14 protein-coding genes are annotated in these 15,542 nt (G+C 71.9%); 11 read left to right on the forward strand and 3 right to left on the reverse strand.

The features are described from left to right. Positions 1–119 precede the first annotated feature (119 nt). Positions 120–1,031: a carbohydrate kinase family protein gene (locus tag ACZ3KJ_RS05250; protein WP_467524728.1), complete on the reverse strand. Its 912-nt coding sequence runs from the start codon at positions 1,029–1,031 to the stop codon at positions 120–122. Next, positions 1,028–2,083 carry a LacI family DNA-binding transcriptional regulator gene (locus ACZ3KJ_RS05255; RefSeq protein ID WP_467524730.1) on the reverse strand — a complete coding sequence of 352 codons (1,056 nt, stop codon included), beginning with the start codon at positions 2,081–2,083 and terminating at the stop codon, positions 1,028–1,030. Before ACZ3KJ_RS05255 ends, ACZ3KJ_RS05250 begins: the two co-directional genes overlap by 4 nt. Before the next feature lie 304 nt (positions 2,084–2,387). Between ACZ3KJ_RS05255 and ACZ3KJ_RS05260 the strand changes: the two genes are divergently transcribed. Next, positions 2,388–2,849 (forward strand): Rieske (2Fe-2S) protein, encoded by a 462-nt coding sequence (locus ACZ3KJ_RS05260; protein WP_467524732.1) that lies wholly within the window; start codon positions 2,388–2,390, stop codon positions 2,847–2,849. 36 nt (positions 2,850–2,885) lie between these two features. On the opposite strand, the gene ACZ3KJ_RS05265 is transcribed toward ACZ3KJ_RS05260, so the two are convergent. Then, on the reverse strand, positions 2,886–3,842 hold the full coding sequence (locus tag ACZ3KJ_RS05265) for a hypothetical protein (RefSeq protein ID WP_467524734.1): 957 nt from the start codon (positions 3,840–3,842) through the stop codon (positions 2,886–2,888). Between the two features lie 633 nt (positions 3,843–4,475). Here ACZ3KJ_RS05265 and uvrC point away from each other — a divergent pair. The 10 genes from uvrC to ACZ3KJ_RS05315 all read left to right on the forward strand — a co-directional run. Further along, the gene (uvrC, locus tag ACZ3KJ_RS05270) at positions 4,476–6,548 is read left to right on the forward strand and encodes an excinuclease ABC subunit UvrC (protein WP_467524736.1); all 2,073 of its coding nucleotides are present in this window, start codon (positions 4,476–4,478) and stop codon (positions 6,546–6,548) included. Further along, complete coding sequence (gene rapZ, locus ACZ3KJ_RS05275; protein WP_467524738.1) at positions 6,545–7,663, forward strand: RNase adapter RapZ; 1,119 nt, start codon at positions 6,545–6,547, stop codon at positions 7,661–7,663. The genes uvrC and rapZ overlap by 4 nt, the downstream gene beginning before the upstream one ends. After that, positions 7,660–8,727 (forward strand): gluconeogenesis factor YvcK family protein, encoded by a 1,068-nt coding sequence (locus ACZ3KJ_RS05280; protein ID WP_467524740.1) that lies wholly within the window; start codon positions 7,660–7,662, stop codon positions 8,725–8,727. The genes rapZ and ACZ3KJ_RS05280 overlap by 4 nt, the downstream gene beginning before the upstream one ends. Next, positions 8,718–9,707: a DNA-binding protein WhiA gene (gene whiA / locus ACZ3KJ_RS05285; RefSeq protein WP_385064485.1), complete on the forward strand. Its 990-nt coding sequence runs from the start codon at positions 8,718–8,720 to the stop codon at positions 9,705–9,707. Before ACZ3KJ_RS05280 ends, whiA begins: the two co-directional genes overlap by 10 nt. 722 nt (positions 9,708–10,429) lie before the next feature. Continuing rightward, positions 10,430–11,437, forward strand: coding sequence for a type I glyceraldehyde-3-phosphate dehydrogenase (gene gap, locus ACZ3KJ_RS05290; RefSeq protein ID WP_389511462.1), 1,008 nt, complete (start codon positions 10,430–10,432; stop codon positions 11,435–11,437). 135 nt (positions 11,438–11,572) lie between these two features. Beyond that, positions 11,573–12,784, forward strand: a complete 1,212-nt coding sequence (locus ACZ3KJ_RS05295) for a phosphoglycerate kinase (protein WP_467524742.1) — start codon at positions 11,573–11,575, stop codon at positions 12,782–12,784. Between the two features lie 5 nt (positions 12,785–12,789). Then, the gene (tpiA, locus tag ACZ3KJ_RS05300) at positions 12,790–13,566 is read left to right on the forward strand and encodes a triose-phosphate isomerase (RefSeq protein ID WP_467524744.1); all 777 of its coding nucleotides are present in this window, start codon (positions 12,790–12,792) and stop codon (positions 13,564–13,566) included. A gap of 113 nt (positions 13,567–13,679) precedes the next feature. After that, the gene (secG, locus tag ACZ3KJ_RS05305; protein WP_467524820.1) at positions 13,680–13,910 is read left to right on the forward strand and encodes a preprotein translocase subunit SecG; all 231 of its coding nucleotides are present in this window, start codon (positions 13,680–13,682) and stop codon (positions 13,908–13,910) included. A gap of 210 nt (positions 13,911–14,120) precedes the next feature. Continuing rightward, on the forward strand, positions 14,121–14,456 hold the full coding sequence (locus tag ACZ3KJ_RS05310) for an RNA polymerase-binding protein RbpA (protein ID WP_003957010.1): 336 nt from the start codon (positions 14,121–14,123) through the stop codon (positions 14,454–14,456). 394 nt (positions 14,457–14,850) lie between these two features. Beyond that, the coding region (locus ACZ3KJ_RS05315; RefSeq protein ID WP_467524746.1) for a glucose-6-phosphate isomerase at positions 14,851–15,542 on the forward strand (692 nt) is incomplete at its 3' end.

The raw sequence follows: 15,542 nt of genomic DNA on the forward strand, positions 1-15,542 counted from the left end.
GAGAAGCAGAAGCAGAAGTCCGGTCAGGGGTGCTCGCGCCCGGAGAGCGGCTGATGCACACCGGCCGTCCGGGACCCCGGCCGGTGGATGCAGGCCGCTCCATCACCCGCCGCGACCCGTTACGGCTCGCCGACTTCGGCGGCGTACGGCGGCTCGGCGCCCGCCCGGGAGCAGGTGACCGCCGCGGCGCGGGCCGCGAACCGCAGCAGTCGTTCCCAGCCCTCGCGGCCCAGACTCGCGACCGCCGCCGGAGACAGCGCGTCGCGCGCCGACAGACCGTGCAGAAGAGCCGCGTTCACGGTGTCGCCGGCGCCGATGGTGTCCACCACCTCGACCTCCTCGCCCGGCACCGGGTACACCGCGCCGTCCTGGGTGAAGGCGGTCAGTCCGTCGCCGCCGTGAGTGATCACGACGGCCGCCGGTCCGGCGGACAGCCACTCGCGCGGGGTGCCGCCCAGCCATCGGGCGTCCTCCTCCGAGAGCTTCAGCAGGGACACCGACGGAAGCCAGCTCTTGAACCGTGCCCGGTAGGCGTCGGCGTCCGGGATCAGCCCGGGCCGGATGTTCGGGTCGAGCGCGGTGAACAGGCCCTGCGCCGCGGCCGTCCGCATCAGCTCCTCGTAGGCGCTCGCACCCGGCTCCAGGACGAGCGAGCAGGTGCCGAAGGACACCGCCCGCGTCCCGGCGGGCAGTGCGGCAGGGACGGTGAACAGCCGGTCGGCGGTGCCCTCGACGTAGAAGGAGTAGGCGGCCGAGCCGCTCCCGTCGACCGTGGCGACGGCGAGGGTGGTCGGTTCCGGACCGCGCGTCACCGCCGACCCGTCCACGCCCACCTCCCGGAGTCCGGCCAGCAGCGCCTCGCCGAAGGCGTCGGAGGAGACACGGGAGCAGAAGGCCGTGGGAGAACCGAGCCGGCCGAGGGCCACGGCCGTGTTGTAGGGGCCGCCGCCGAGGGCGGGCCGCAGCGGGGCGAGGGCGCCCGTTTCCTGCGGTACCAGGTCGATCAGGGCCTCACCTGCGACGACGATCACGGGGCGGTTCCTTTCTCGGACGGCGCGGACGGCCGGTCCGGGTCACAGCCGCACGACGTGCGGTGCACGAAGGTGCAGGGGAGCCGCACGGTCCGGGCGGGCCCGTCGGGTGCGGCGATACGTTCGAGGAGGACGCGGACGGCCTCGACGCCCATGCCCTTGCTGGGCTGGGCGATCGCGGTCAGCCGGGGCGAGAACAGGTCCGCCCAGGCGAAGTCGTCGAAGCAGCACAGCGCGAGGTCGTCGGGCACGGTCAGACCCCGGGCGCGCAGTTCGCGCAGGACGCCGAGCGTCATCGCGTTGTTGCCGGAGACCAGGGCGGTCGGCGGGGTGTCCAGGGACAGCAGGGCGGCGGTGGCCCGTTCGGCACCGGCCGACGCGGAGTCACCGTGCACCAGAAGACGCTCGTCGCAGGGCAGACCGGCGGCCGCCAGACCGCGCCGGTAGCCGGTGATCCGTTCGGCGGTGGTGCTGAGGCCGGGCAGGCCGGCGACGAACGCGATGTGCCGGTGGCCGAGTCCCGCCAGATGGGTGACCAGCCGCGCCGTGGGCTCGGTGTTCTCGGCACAGACCTGGTCGAAGCGGGGTGCGCCGTCGGCCGGTGTGCCGCTGGTCCGGTCGAGGAGGACCGTGGGCACCCTGTGGCGGGTGAGGTAGGCCAGGAGTCCGTCCGGTTCCGCCGACGGTGCGACGATCACGCCGTCCACCCGCCGCTCGTGCAGGAGCTGGACGGCCTTCCGCTCGTGCACCGGATCGTCGTGCGGATCGGCGATCAGCAGGCTGTATCCCTGTGCCAGGGCCGCGGCCTCGACCCCCTGGAGGAGTTCGGTGAAGTACGGGTTGCTGATCGCCGACACGGCGAGCCCGATGGAGCGGGTGCGGGAGGTCACCAGGGAACGGGCGAGGGAGTTGGGTGTGTAGCCGAGCTCGTCCACGGCGTCGAGGACCGCCTGGCGGGTGTGGGGGAGGACCGGGCGGGTTTCGTTCAGCACATGGGAGACGGTCGCCACGGAGACCCCCGCTTGCCGTGCCACGTCGGCCATGGTGGCCAAGGAGTCCCCCTCTGTCGCCTGCGGCGGTGCCGTTCCTGGCGGGAAGCTATCCCATCCCGAGATGTGCGTAAACGCTTGCGCAAGCGTTTACGCCCCACACAACCCCTCACAAGTCCATGCAACCTCCTGCAAGCCCACGCAACCCGCCGTCTGCACGCACCCGCTCCGGCGATATCGTGCGCGTGTTCCGAGGCGCACACGCTCCCGCGCCCGGCCTCCGTGTGTGCCACGTCCGGGCCGGGATCGGGGCGCCGCCGCACGGAGCCCGCCGTCCTGCCGCCCGCCGACCCCCGTGGAGCCCCCCATGCCCGGCCGACCCTCCGCACGCCGCCGTACCGTCCTGCGAGGAGCGGCTCTCGCGCCCGCCGCCAGGCTCGCTGCGGCATCGGCTCTCGCGCCCGCGGCGGGACTCGGTCTGGCCGCCTGCGCGCCGGCCGGCGAAGCGGCGGCACCGCCCACGCCCACCGCTCCGGTGGAACTCGGTGCGGACAGCGACGTGGCGCCGGGCACCGCGAAGCTCTACCGCGACCACAACGTGGTGGTCAGCCGGTCCGGGAACGGAGAGCTGAAGGCGTACAGCTCGGTCTGCACCCACGCGGGGTGCCCCGTCAACAGTCTCGACGGGATGACTTTGATCTGCCCCTGCCACGGCAGCGAGTTCGACGCGACGACCGGCGAGGTGCTGCGGGAACCGGCGACCGTGCCGCTGAACGCGCTGTCCGTCACGGCCGAGAACGGCAGGATCGTCGCCGGTCCGGGCGCCTGACGCCCACGGGCGTCCCCTCCCGGACGGCTCGCCCGTTCACTCCCAGTCCCACCCGATGCCGATCACGCCCGACCGCACGCGAGGCTCGACGAAGTGCACGGAGCGGTGCCGTCGGCTGAGCGCCAGTTCCTGACGGCCGCCGCGCGGTGCCGCCGCCGAGGGACGGGTGAGGCGGTGGCAGCGTGCGGGCAGCGCGTTCTCGTCGAACCGGATCTGCAGCGCGTACTGGCCGCCCGGCGTGCCGAAGCAGCGGACGTACTCCCGGGAGGCACCGGCGGTGCCGTCCTCGACGCCGTAGCGGAAGAGGAAGGTGTCGCCGGCCCGCAGGCGGGTGTCGAAGAGGAGCTCGGCGACGAGGATGCCGGTGTCGAGGTGTCGCCGGACGCGGCCGGGGCGGCAGTTCTCCAGGGCGTGCAGCGCCATGCGCTCCGGGTCGCACCCGGGGTCGCCGCGGTGGACGGCCACGAAGCGGTCGACGCCGTCGCGGTGGGCGCGGACGATGTGCTGGGACTCCTGTTCCCGCAGTTCCCGGGCCGAGCCGATGCGGACGCGCTCGTGGTGGCCGAGGGCGACGAGCCCGCCGTCCGGAGGGCACTCCAGTTCGACGAGCAGTTCGGTGAGGGTGTCAGGGGCTTCCGGGAACGAACGGTACGAGCGCCCCGGCGGCTGCCCGGCGGCCGTGTCCCCGCGGGCCTCCGTGAGCAGCCGGATCAGGGACTCCCGAGGCAGACGCAGGATCTCCTCCAGGGCCCGGACCGCCCTCATCGACTCGGGACGCTGCGGACGCCGGGCGCCCTGCTGCCAGTAACTCAGACTGGTGATCCCGACTCTCACGCCGTGCCGTGACAGGTGGTGCTGGACGCGTTGCAGGGGAAGCCCTCGAGCGGCGATCGCGGCGCGCAGGGCGACGTGGAAGGGGCCGTCGCGCAGCGCCGCGTCCAGGTCCGCGGCGGCGTCGGTGCCGGAGTCCGCGTGGGGTGGGGCGTACGGCATGCACAGGCCTCTCTGTGAATGCTCACGACGGCTGGACGGACCGTTCGGGTCGGTGGCCGGCCCCCGCGACACGGGGGCGCCTTCACATCCGTAGGGCGCGGTTCACCGACCCGAGTTCCCCCGCATTGAAGCGTGTTGCCCAGGCCCCGACAACACCTGACGCCCGAACGCGGTCCGCCGGTGGCCGAGTCGGTGCCCCCTTGCCCACGCCCCGGATACCGCCGGGTCCTCACCGGAACCGCGGGCCGGCGTGCGCATTCCTTCGCCGTGGGGGAGCTCCGGGGCTCCGGCACCGGCCGGGGACCGTGACGGCCGGTGGCGGATGTCACGGTCCCCCGGTGTCGCCCCACGCGCCGCTCGGCCTCGCTCAGCCCCGCCCTCCGCATCAGCCCCCGCCGGGCCGCCACCCGCGCGGTCCGTGGCCACCAGCCTCCCCCTCCTGGCCACTCCCGCTCCCGCACCCGCCCCCCCCGCGCTCCCGCGCCCACCACCCGTGCTCCCCCTCCCGAACCGGCATCGTCACACCCATGGACCGTCCACGGCTCCGCCGACCGAGCGCACCCCCGCCCCCGACGCTCCACGGTTGTCCACAGCCACGCCGGGCTGTCACTCCGCGCCAGTAGGGTGTGAGACATGGCCGACCCCTCCAGCTACCGCCCCAAGCCGGGACAGATCCCGGACTCTCCCGGGGTCTACAGGTTCCGCGACGAGCACCGCCGGGTGATCTACGTCGGGAAGGCGAAGAGCCTGCGCCAGCGCCTGGCGAACTACTTCCAGGACCTGGCGGGTCTCCACCCGCGCACCCGCACGATGGTCACCACGGCCGCGTCCGTGGAGTGGACCGTGGTGTCCACGGAGGTCGAGGCGCTCCAGCTGGAGTACTCCTGGATCAAGGAGTACGACCCCCGGTTCAACGTCAAGTACCGCGACGACAAGAGCTACCCGTACCTCGCGGTGACGATGAACGAGGAGTTCCCCCGCGTGCAGGTGATGCGCGGCCACAAGAAGAAGGGCGTCAGGTACTTCGGGCCGTACGCGCACGCGTGGGCGATCCGTGACACCGTCGATCTCCTCCTGCGGGTCTTCCCGGTGCGCACCTGCTCCGCCGGCGTCTTCAAGAACGCGGCCCGCACCGGCCGCCCCTGCCTGCTCGGCTACATCGGCAAGTGCTCCGCGCCCTGCGTCGGCCGGATTCCCGCGGAGGAGCACCGCGATCTCGCCGAGGACTTCTGCGACTTCATGGCCGGCCGCACCGGCACCTACCTCCGCCGTCTGGAGAAGCAGATGAGGGAAGCGGCCGAGGAGATGGAGTACGAGCGGGCCGCCCGCCTGCGCGACGACATCGAGGCTCTGAAGAAGGCCATGGAGAAGAACGCGGTGGTGCTCGCCGACGCCACCGACGCCGACCTCGTCGCGGTCGCCGAGGACGAGCTGGAGGCCGCCGTCCAGATCTTCCACGTCCGCGGCGGACGCGTGCGCGGCCAGCGCGGCTGGGTGACCGACAAGGTCGAGGAGATCACCACCGGCGCCCTCGTCGAACACGCCCTCCAGCAGCTCTACGGCGAGGAGACCGGCGACGCCGTCCCCAAGGAGGTTCTGGTCCCGGCCCTGCCCGAGCCCGTGGGGCCCGTCCAGGAATGGCTCACCGCGCGGCGCGGCTCCCACGTCTCCCTGCGCATCCCGCAGCGGGGCGACAAGCGGGCCCTGATGGAGACCGTCGAGCGCAACGCCCAGCAGGCGCTCGTCCTGCACAAGACCAAGCGCGCCTCCGACCTGACCACGCGCTCGCGCGCCCTGGAGGAGATCGCCGACGCCCTCGACCTCGACAGCGCCCCCCTGCGCATCGAGTGCTACGACGTCTCGCACCTCCAGGGTGACGACGTGGTGGCGTCCATGGTGGTCTTCGAGGACGGTCTGGCCCGCAAGAGCGAGTACCGCCGCTTCCAGATCAGGGGGTTCGAGGGGCAGGACGACGTCCGTTCCCTGCACGAGGTGATCACCCGCCGCTTCCGGCGCTACCTCGTGGAGAAGGAGAGGACGGGGGAGTGGACCGACGGCGAGCCCGGTGCCGACGGCGCCCTGCCCGACGCCGCCGTCCACACCCTCACCGAGGACGACGGCCGGCCCAAGCGCTTCGCCTACCCCCCGCAGCTCGTCGTCGTCGACGGCGGACGCCCGCAGGTCGCGGCGGCCCGGCGGGCCCTGGACGACCTCGGGATCGACGACATCGCCGTCTGCGGCCTCGCCAAGCGACTGGAGGAGGTCTGGCTGCCGGGCGACGACGACCCCGTAGTGCTGCCCCGCACCAGTGAGGGCCTCTACCTCCTCCAGCGCGTCCGCGACGAGGCCCACCGCTTCGCGATCACCTACCAGCGCACCAAGCGCGCCAAGCGGTTCCGCTCCAGCCCCCTGGACGACGTCCCCGGGCTCGGCGAGACCCGCAGACAGGCATTGATCAAACACTTCGGCTCGGTGAAGAAACTGCGTTCCGCGACGCTCGACCAGATCTGCGAGGTACCGGGCATAGGTCGCAGGACGGCCGAGACGATCGTCGCGGCCCTCACCCGCGCGGTTCCGGCCGCACCCGCCGTGAACACGGCGACCGGAGAAATCATGGACGAGGAGGAGCCCGGCACGACGGCGGGCTCCCCCGGGGAACCCGCCACCACGGGCGCCCCGCACGAACGACGGGGGCAGGAGACATGAGCGAGCACGACGCGCAGCACACAGCCGACCCAGGTCGCACGCCCGCGGTGAACCAGGACCAGCCGCCCGCGGCGAACCAAGATCAGAAGCTCACAGCGTCCTCGCAGTCACCGCCCAGGCGGACAGGCGAGGATGCCACCCGGCACGACGCCGCCGCGCCCGACACGGGCCACGGCAGCGCCGAGCACACCGCAGGCCACGAAGACGGAGCGCAGGTGAGTACGGACGTGACACCACCCGGTATCCCGGAGGCGGCCATCCCCGAGCTGGTGATCATCTCCGGTATGTCCGGGGCCGGCCGCTCGACGGCCGCCAAGTGTCTGGAGGACCTTGGCTGGTTCGTCGTCGACAACCTCCCGCCCGCGCTGATCCCCACCATGGTGGAGCTCGGCGCCCGCTCCCAGGGCAACGTGGCGCGCATCGCGGTCGTCGTCGACGTCCGCGGCCGGCGCTTCTTCGACAACCTCCGTGAGTCCCTCGCCGACCTGGAGGCGCGGAACGTCACCCGGCGGATCGTCTTCCTGGAGTCCTCCGACGAAGCCCTGGTGCGCCGCTTCGAGTCCGTGCGCCGTCCGCACCCCCTCCAGGGCGACGGCCGCATCGTCGACGGCATCGTCGCCGAGCGCGAGCTGCTGCGCGAGCTGCGCGGCGACGCCGACCTGGTGATCGACACCTCCAGCCTCAACGTGCACGAACTGCGCGCCAAGATGGATGCCCGGTTCGCCGGCGAGGAGGAGCCCGAGCTGCGGGCCACGGTCATGTCCTTCGGCTTCAAGTACGGCCTCCCCGTCGACGCCGACCTCGTCGTGGACATGCGGTTCCTGCCCAACCCGCACTGGGTCCCGGAGCTGCGGCCCTACACCGGCCTGAACGAGGAGGTGGCGACGTACGTCCTCAACCAGCCCGGCGCCAAGGAGTTCCTCGACCGGTACGCGGAACTCCTCCAGCTGATCGCCGCGGGCTACCGCCGGGAGGGCAAGCGGTACGTGACCATCGCGGTCGGCTGTACGGGCGGCAAGCACCGCTCGGTCGCGATGTCGGAGAAGCTCGCCGCGCGGCTCGCGGCCGAGGGCGTGGAGACGGTGGTCGTACACCGGGACATGGGACGGGAATGACAGGACGTACACCGCGGCTGGGCCGGCTGCGCAGGGCGATGCCCGAAGGGCGCGTGAGCCGGCCGGCCGTGGCCCGGGGCGGCAAACCGCGCCGCCGCGGCACCCAGCCGAAGGTCGTCGCCCTCGGGGGCGGCATGGGCCTGTCGGCCTCGCTCGCCGCACTGCGCCGGATCACCGGTGACCTCACCGGCGTCGTCACGGTCGCCGACGACGGCGGCTCCAGCGGGCGTCTGCGCGACGAGCTGGGCGTGCTGCCGCCCGGCGACCTGCGCAAGGCACTGGCGGCACTGTGCGGCGACGACGACTGGGGCCAGACCTGGGCCCGGGTCATCCAGCACCGCTTCCAGTCGCAGGGCGAGATCAACGGCCACGCGGTCGGCAACCTGCTGATCGTCGCCCTGTGGGAGCAGCTCGGCGACCATGTCCAGGCCCTGGACCTGGTCGGCAAGCTGCTCGGCGCGCAGGGGCGCGTGCTGCCCATGTCCGCCGTACCGCTGGAGTTGCAGGCCCTGGTCAAGGGGCACGATCCCGCGCGTCCCGAGGACATCGACACCGTGCGGGGGCAGGCGACCGTCGCGCTGACGACCGGCGAGGTGCAGTCGGTGCACCTCGTGCCGTCCGATCCGCCGGCCGTCCCGGAGGCGGTGGCGGCCGTCCTGGACGCGGACTGGGTGGTCCTGGGGCCCGGCTCGTGGTTCTCCTCGGTGATGCCGCACCTGCTGGTGCCCGAACTGCTGGACGCCCTCACGGAGACGAAGGCACGCCGGGTACTCTCCCTGAATCTGGCGCCGCAGCCCGGAGAAACCGAGGGCTTCTCCCCGCAGCGTCATTTGGAGGTTTTGGGACGACACGCCCCTAAACTCGCCCTGGACGTGGTGCTGGCCGACGAGGCCGCCGTGCCCGACCGCGACTCCCTGACCGACGCCGCCGAGCGGTTCGGGGCCGCGGTCGAGCTGGCGCCGGTGGCCCGGCCCGACGGGACTCCGCGGCATGATCCGGAGCTGCTGGCCGCCGCGTACGACCGTATTTTTCGGATGCATGGAAGGATCGGCCCATGGCGATGACGGCAGCGGTGAAGGACGAGATCTCCCGGCTCCCCGTCACCCGGACCTGCTGCAGAAAGGCGGAGGTCTCCGCCGTCCTGCGGTTCGCCGGCGGCCTTCACCTGGTGAGCGGGCGCATCGTGATCGAGGCGGAGCTGGACACCGCGATGGCGGCCCGCCGGCTCAAGCGGGACATCCTGGAGATCTTCGGGCACAGCTCCGAGCTGATCGTGATGGCGCCCGGCGGGCTGCGCCGCGGCTCCCGCTACGTCGTGCGCGTGGTCGCGGGCGGTGACCAGCTGGCCCGCCAGACCGGTCTGGTGGACGGCAGGGGCCGGCCGATCCGGGGTCTGCCCCCGCAGGTGGTCTCGGGCGCGACCTGTGACGCGGAGGCTGCCTGGCGCGGCGCCTTCCTGGCCCACGGCTCGCTCACCGAGCCGGGCCGTTCCTCCTCCCTGGAGGTGACCTGCCCCGGCCCGGAGGCGGCGCTGGCCCTCGTGGGCGCCGCCCGCCGGCTGTCCATCGCCGCCAAGGCCCGCGAGGTACGCGGCGTCGACCGGGTCGTGGTCCGCGACGGCGACGCCATCGGCGCCCTGCTCACCCGCCTGGGAGCGCACGAGTCGGTACTGGCCTGGGAGGAGCGCCGGATGCGCCGCGAGGTGCGCGCCACGGCGAACCGTCTCGCCAACTTCGACGACGCCAATCTGCGCCGCTCCGCCCGGGCCGCCGTCGCCGCCGGAGCCCGTGTGCAGCGGGCCCTGGAGATCCTCGGGGACGAGGTGCCCGAGCACCTCGCGGCGGCCGGCCGGCTGCGCATGGAGCACAAGCAGGCCTCCCTGGAGGAACTGGGTGCGCTCGCCGACCCCCCGCTGACCAAGGACGCGGTCGCCGGCCGGATCCGCCGGCTGCTCGCGATGGCCGACAAGCGGGCCTCCGACCTCGGCATCCCGGGCACCGAGGCCAACCTCAGCGAGGAACTCGCCGACAACCTGGTGGGCTGAACGGGCGGAACCGGCGCCCCGCCCGCCCCGGTCGCCGGACCTCCCGGGCACGGCACGCCAACGGGCCGACCGCACGCCGCGCCGGGACACCGGCCTCCCGGCTCACCGGCCGGGGCCGGCCACCACCCGCCCCAGCCCGCCGACACGCCGGTACCGAAGCCCGCTGAGGCCGTCGACCGTCGGGCCGGCGCCCTTCCGCAGACCCGGTCCAGGCCCGCCACGCCGGGACTTTCCCGCGCCACCTCGAGGTGACGCTCTTCGCCATCACCGGCCGTGGCTCCGGCGGCCGCGGAGCCCCGCCCGGCCCCGCCCCCGCTCGTCCCGGACGACACCCCGCCCCCGCTAGTCCCGGACGACACCATGCCCCCCGGCTCCGTCCCGGACGACACCATGCCCCCGGCTCCGTCCCGGAGCACTCAGCCGCAGCCTCCGGGCGCCCGGCGGCGCTCATGGGAAGGCGCTCGCCTCAGACGAGGAGATGGCACGCTGCGGTCAACACCGCCCGACCCATCGTGACCGAATCGGGCGACAAACGAGCGGGCACGGGCTCAGACTCGGGCGGTCCGTACCTCTACTGGTGGGTACGGGCCGTCCTGCCGTGTATGGGACAAGTCGATGTCACCCCGGAGGCCGTGGAGAGGTAGGGTCGGGGGTGGTCGGGGACATCCCAAATACAGCTCGCCGGCACCGCATGGCCGGCGTACCAACGAGGAGATCGGTTCGTGACGATCCGCGTAGGCATCAACGGCTTTGGCCGCATCGGTCGTAACTACTTCCGCGCGCTGCTGGAGCAGGGTGCTGACATCGAGATCGTGGCTGTCAACGACCTGGGTGACACCGCGACCACCGCTCACCTGCTCAAGTACGACACCATCCTGGGCCGCCTGAAGGCCGAGGTGTCGCACACCGCCGACACGATCACCGTCGACGGCCACACCATCAAGGTCCTCTCCGAGCGCAACCCCGCCGACATCCCGTGGGGTGAGCTGGGCGTCGACATCGTCATCGAGTCGACCGGCATCTTCACCAAGAAGGCCGACGCCGAGAAGCACCTCGCCGGCGGCGCCAAGAAGGTCCTCATCTCGGCTCCGGCCAAGGACGAGGACATCACCATCGTGATGGGCGTCAACGAGAACAAGTACGACGCGGCCAACCACCACGTCATCTCGAACGCCTCCTGCACCACCAACTGTGTGGCGCCGATGGCCAAGGTCCTCGACGAGAACTTCGGCATCGTCAAGGGCCTGATGACCACGGTCCACGCGTACACGAACGACCAGCGCATCCTGGACTTCCCGCACTCCGACCTGCGTCGCGCCCGCGCCGCCGCGGAGAACATCATCCCGACCACGACGGGTGCCGCCAAGGCCACCGCCCTGGTCCTGCCGCAGCTCAAGGGCAAGCTCGACGGCATCGCGATGCGCGTCCCGGTCCCCACCGGTTCGGCCACCGACCTGGTGGTGGAGCTGGAGCGCGAGGTCACCAAGGACGAGGTCAACGCCGCGTTCAAGAAGGCCTCCGAGGGCGAGCTGCAGGGCTACCTGTCCTACACGGAGGACCCGATCGTCTCCTCCGACATCGTCAGCGACCCGGCCTCCTGCACCTTCGACTCCTCCCTGACCATGGTCCAGGAGGGCAAGTCGGTGAAGATCCTCGGCTGGTACGACAACGAGTGGGGCTACTCCAACCGCCTCGTCGACCTCACGGTCTTCGTCGGCGGCCAGCTCTGACCCTCGGAGCAGGCACCCCCATGTGATGGCAGGGCTCGGGCGGCGCACGGACGCGCCGCCCGGGCCCTGACGCACGTGCGGAAGAGCCCTCTCTACGATCACGGAGTACCACCAGCCCTCCCGGGAGCAGCTTTCATGAAGACGATCGACGAACTCCTCTCCGAAGGTGTGGCCGGCCGGCGGGTCTTCGTCCGCGCCGACCTGAACGTGCCGCTCGACGGCACCACCATCACCGACGACGGCCGCATCCGCGCCGTACTGCCGACCGTCAAGGCCCTCGCGGACGCGGGCGCCAAGGTGGTCGTCGCCTCACACCTGGGCCGCCCCGAGGGCGCCCCGGACCCGGCCTTCTCCCTCGCCCCCGCGGCCACGCGCCTCGGTGAACTCCTCGGCTCCGCCGTGGCGTTCGCGACCGACACGGTCGGCGAGTCCGCCCGTTCCACCGTCGCGGACCTCGCCGACGGCCAGGTCGCCGTGATCGAGAACCTGCGCTTCAACGCGGGCGAGACGGCCAAGGACGACGCCGAGCGCGGCGCGTTCGCCGACCAGCTCGCCGCACTCGCCGATGTCTACGTCGGCGACGGCTTCGGCGCGGTGCACCGCAAGCACGCCTCGGTCTACGACCTGCCCGCCCGCCTGCCGCACGCCGCCGGCTTCCTCATCGCCACCGAGGTCGGCGTGCTGAAGAAGCTCACCGCGGACGTGCAGCGCCCCTACGTCGTCGCCCTGGGCGGCGCCAAGGTCTCCGACAAGCTCGCCGTCATCGACCAGCTGCTCGGCAAGGCCGACCGGATCCTCATCGGCGGCGGCATGGCCTACACCTTCCTCAAGGCCAAGGGCCACGAGGTCGGCATCTCCCTCCTCCAGGAGGACCAGGTCCCGGTCGTCACCGAGTACATCGAGCGCGCGGAGAAGACCGGCGTCGAGCTGGTCCTGCCCGTGGACGTCCTGGTCTCCACGGAGTTCCCGGACCTGAAGACGAAGGCCCCGGCCAACCCCACCGCCGTCGCCGCGGACGCGATCCCCGCCGACCAGGAGGGCCTGGACATCGGCCCCGAGACCCGCAAGCTGTACGCCTCGAAGCTCGCCGACGCGGCCACCGTGTTCTGGAACGGTCCGATGGGCGTCTTCGAGCACCCCGACTACGCCGAGGGCACCAAGGCGGTCGCCCAGGCCCTCATCGACTCCCCGGCCTTCACGGTCGTCGGCGGCGGCGACTCCGCCGCGGCCGTCCGCCTCCTGGGCTTCGACGAGACCGCATTCGGCCACATCTCGACCGGCGGCGGCGCCTCCCTCGAATACCTCGAGGGCAAGACGCTCCCCGGCCTCGCCGCACTGGAGGACTGACCCCGATGAGCACGCGCACGCCGCTGATGGCGGGCAACTGGAAGATGAACCTCAACCACCTGGAGGCCATCGCCCACACCCAGAAGCTCGCCTTCGCCCTCGCCGACAAGGACTACGAGGCCGTCGAGGTCGCCGTCCTGCCGCCCTTCACCGATCTGCGCTCCGTGCAGACCCTGGTCGACGGCGACAAGCTGAAGATCAAGTACGGCGCCCAGGACATCTCCGCGCACGACTCCGGTGCCTACACCGGAGAGGTATCCGGCTCGATGCTGGCCAAGCTGAAGTGCACGTACGTGGCGATCGGCCACTCCGAGCGCCGCCAGTACCACGCCGAGACCGACGAACTGGTCAACGCCAAGGTCAAGGCCGCCTACAAGCACGACCTCACCCCGATCCTGTGCGTCGGCGAGGAGCTCGAGGTCCGCGAGGCGGGCGACCACGTCTCCCACACCCTCGCCCAGGTCGAGGGCGGTCTGAAGGACATCCCGGCCGAGCAGGCCGAGACGATCGTGGTCGCCTACGAGCCCGTGTGGGCCATCGGCACCGGCAAGGTCTGCGGCGCCCAGGACGCCCAGGAGGTCTGCGCCGCCATCCGCGGCAAGATCGCCGAGCTGTACTCCCAGGACGTGGCCGACAAGGTCCGCATCCAGTACGGCGGCTCCGTGAAGGCCGGCAACGTCGCCGAGATCATGGCCCAGGCCGACATCGACGGCGCCCTGGTCGGAGGTGCCTCGCTGGACGCCGACGAGTTCGTCAAGATCGTGCGCTTCCGCGACCAGTGACACCGGCCGTGAGTATGCGGTAGACCCGATCCGTCGTACCCTTGCGGGGGCGCGGCCCCGTCGCTGCGCCCCCGTCGTCATCCGAATCCGAGGAAGTTGGTCCAGCCGTGGTTTTGGGGTTCTCGATCGCCCTGATCGTCTTCAGCCTGCTGCTGATGCTGCTGGTGCTGATGCACAAGGGGAAGGGCGGCGGCCTCTCCGACATGTTCGGTGGCGGCATGCAGTCCTCCGTCGGCGGCTCCTCGGTCGCCGAGCGCAACCTCGACCGCATCACTCTCGTGATCGGTCTGCTCTGGTTCGCGTGCATCGTCGTCCTCGGCATCCTGATGAAGACGAACAGCTGATCGACGAAGCGTACAGACGCACATTCCGTACGTAACGCCCCATGTTCGGTACGCGCAGCTGAGCGCGGCCTATCATGGGGCTTGCGTCTGTGTGTGGGGGCTGTAACTCCAATCACTGGACGCGCGTTGGGCCTTACGTAGACTGAGGCGCTCGCGGCGAAGTGAAACGCCGACTCGCTTCGCGGCACCATCACGCAGGGAGTTACGACCGTGGCAAGTGGCAACGCGATCCGAGGAAGCCGGGTCGGGGCGGGGCCGATGGGCGAGGCCGAGCGCGGCGAGTCCGCGCCGCGTCTGCGCATCTCCTTCTGGTGCTCCAACGGGCACGAGACGCAGCCCAGCTTCGCCAGCGACGCGCAGGTGCCCGATACCTGGGACTGCCCGCGCTGCGGCTTCCCGGCCGGCCAGGACCGGGACAACCCGCCGGACCCGCCGCGCACCGAGCCCTACAAGACGCACCTCGCCTATGTGCGGGAGCGGCGCAGCGACGCGGACGGCGAGGCGATCCTCGCCGAGGCGCTCGCCAAACTGCGGGGCGAGATCTAGGAGTTGACGACCGGCCAGGTGCCCACGGGGGCGCCTGGCCGGAGTCGTGTCACCACCGTCACCGCCGTCACCCCGACGGCCCGTCATGGCCTGCCATGCCCGGCCGTCGCCCGCCACGGCGGCCTGCCGCGGACCGCCCGCTCGCACGGGAGCCGAGAGCAGCGGCCGGCTCGTGCTCCGTGTCGGCCCCGTCCGCGCCGTGTTCCTGGCCGTCGCCGCGCTGATACCCGCGCGCCGCCCGCACGTACCTGTTGTTGCACCGCAGGACGACACCTTGTTGCGCCGCAGGACGACACCGCGACAGGTCACCCAGTGTGCTGATCAACTAGGTTGGGACCGGCAGCGGGGCAGGTACGCAGCAGGACAGGTGTAGGAAAGAAGGCTGAAGTCCGACATGAACGCAGACGTCCGTTCCAGGCTCCACCAGACGCCCGAGTGGACCGCACTGGCCGAGCACCGCGACGCACTCGGCGAGGTGCGGCTGCGCGAGCTGTTCGCCGCCGACCCCGGGCGCGGCAGCGGGTACACCTTGCAGGTCGGTGACCTGTACATCGACTACTCCAAGCACCTCGTCACCGACGAGACGCTGCGGTTGCTGCGGGAACTCGCCGCCGCGACCGGTGTGTTCGACCTGCGGGACGCCATGTTCCGCGGTGAGCGGATCAACACCACCGAGCGGCGGGCGGTGCTGCACACCGCGCTGCGGGCCCCGCGGGACGCGGTGATCGAGGTCGACGGGGAGAACGTGGTCCCCGCGGTGCACGCCGTGCTGGACAGGATGGCGGACTTCGCCGGCCGGGTCCGCTCGGGTGCCTGGACCGGGCACACCGGCCGGCGCATCCGCAACGTGGTCAACATCGGCATCGGCGGCTCCGACCTCGGCCCGGCGATGGCCTACGAGGCGCTGCGCGCCTACACCGACCGCTCGCTCACCTTCCGGTTCGTCTCCAACGTCGACGGCGCCGACCTGCACGAGGCCGTCCACGGCCTGGACCCGGCCGAGACGCTGTTCATCGTCGCGTCGAAGACGTTCACCACCATCGAGACCATCACCAACGCCACCTCGGCCCGCACCTGGCTCCTCGA

It is taken from the genome of Streptomyces sp. NPDC003248 (genome assembly GCF_055563235.1).

Bases quoted from the DNA above. Each gene is read 5' to 3' on its own strand.
- ACZ3KJ_RS05260 (WP_467524732.1), top strand. From the start codon at position 2,388: ATGCCCGGCCGACCCTCCGCACGCCGCCGTACCGTCCTGCGAGGAGCG.
- ACZ3KJ_RS05265 (WP_467524734.1), bottom strand. From the start codon at position 3,842: ATGCCGTACGCCCCACCCCACGCGGACTCCGGCACCGACGCCGCCGCG.
- uvrC (WP_467524736.1), top strand. From the start codon at position 4,476: ATGGCCGACCCCTCCAGCTACCGCCCCAAGCCGGGACAGATCCCGGAC.
- rapZ (WP_467524738.1), top strand. From the start codon at position 6,545: ATGAGCGAGCACGACGCGCAGCACACAGCCGACCCAGGTCGCACGCCC.
- ACZ3KJ_RS05280 (WP_467524740.1), top strand. From the start codon at position 7,660: ATGACAGGACGTACACCGCGGCTGGGCCGGCTGCGCAGGGCGATGCCC.
- whiA (WP_385064485.1), top strand. From the start codon at position 8,718: ATGGCGATGACGGCAGCGGTGAAGGACGAGATCTCCCGGCTCCCCGTC.
- ACZ3KJ_RS05295 (WP_467524742.1), top strand. From the start codon at position 11,573: ATGAAGACGATCGACGAACTCCTCTCCGAAGGTGTGGCCGGCCGGCGG.
- tpiA (WP_467524744.1), top strand. From the start codon at position 12,790: ATGAGCACGCGCACGCCGCTGATGGCGGGCAACTGGAAGATGAACCTC.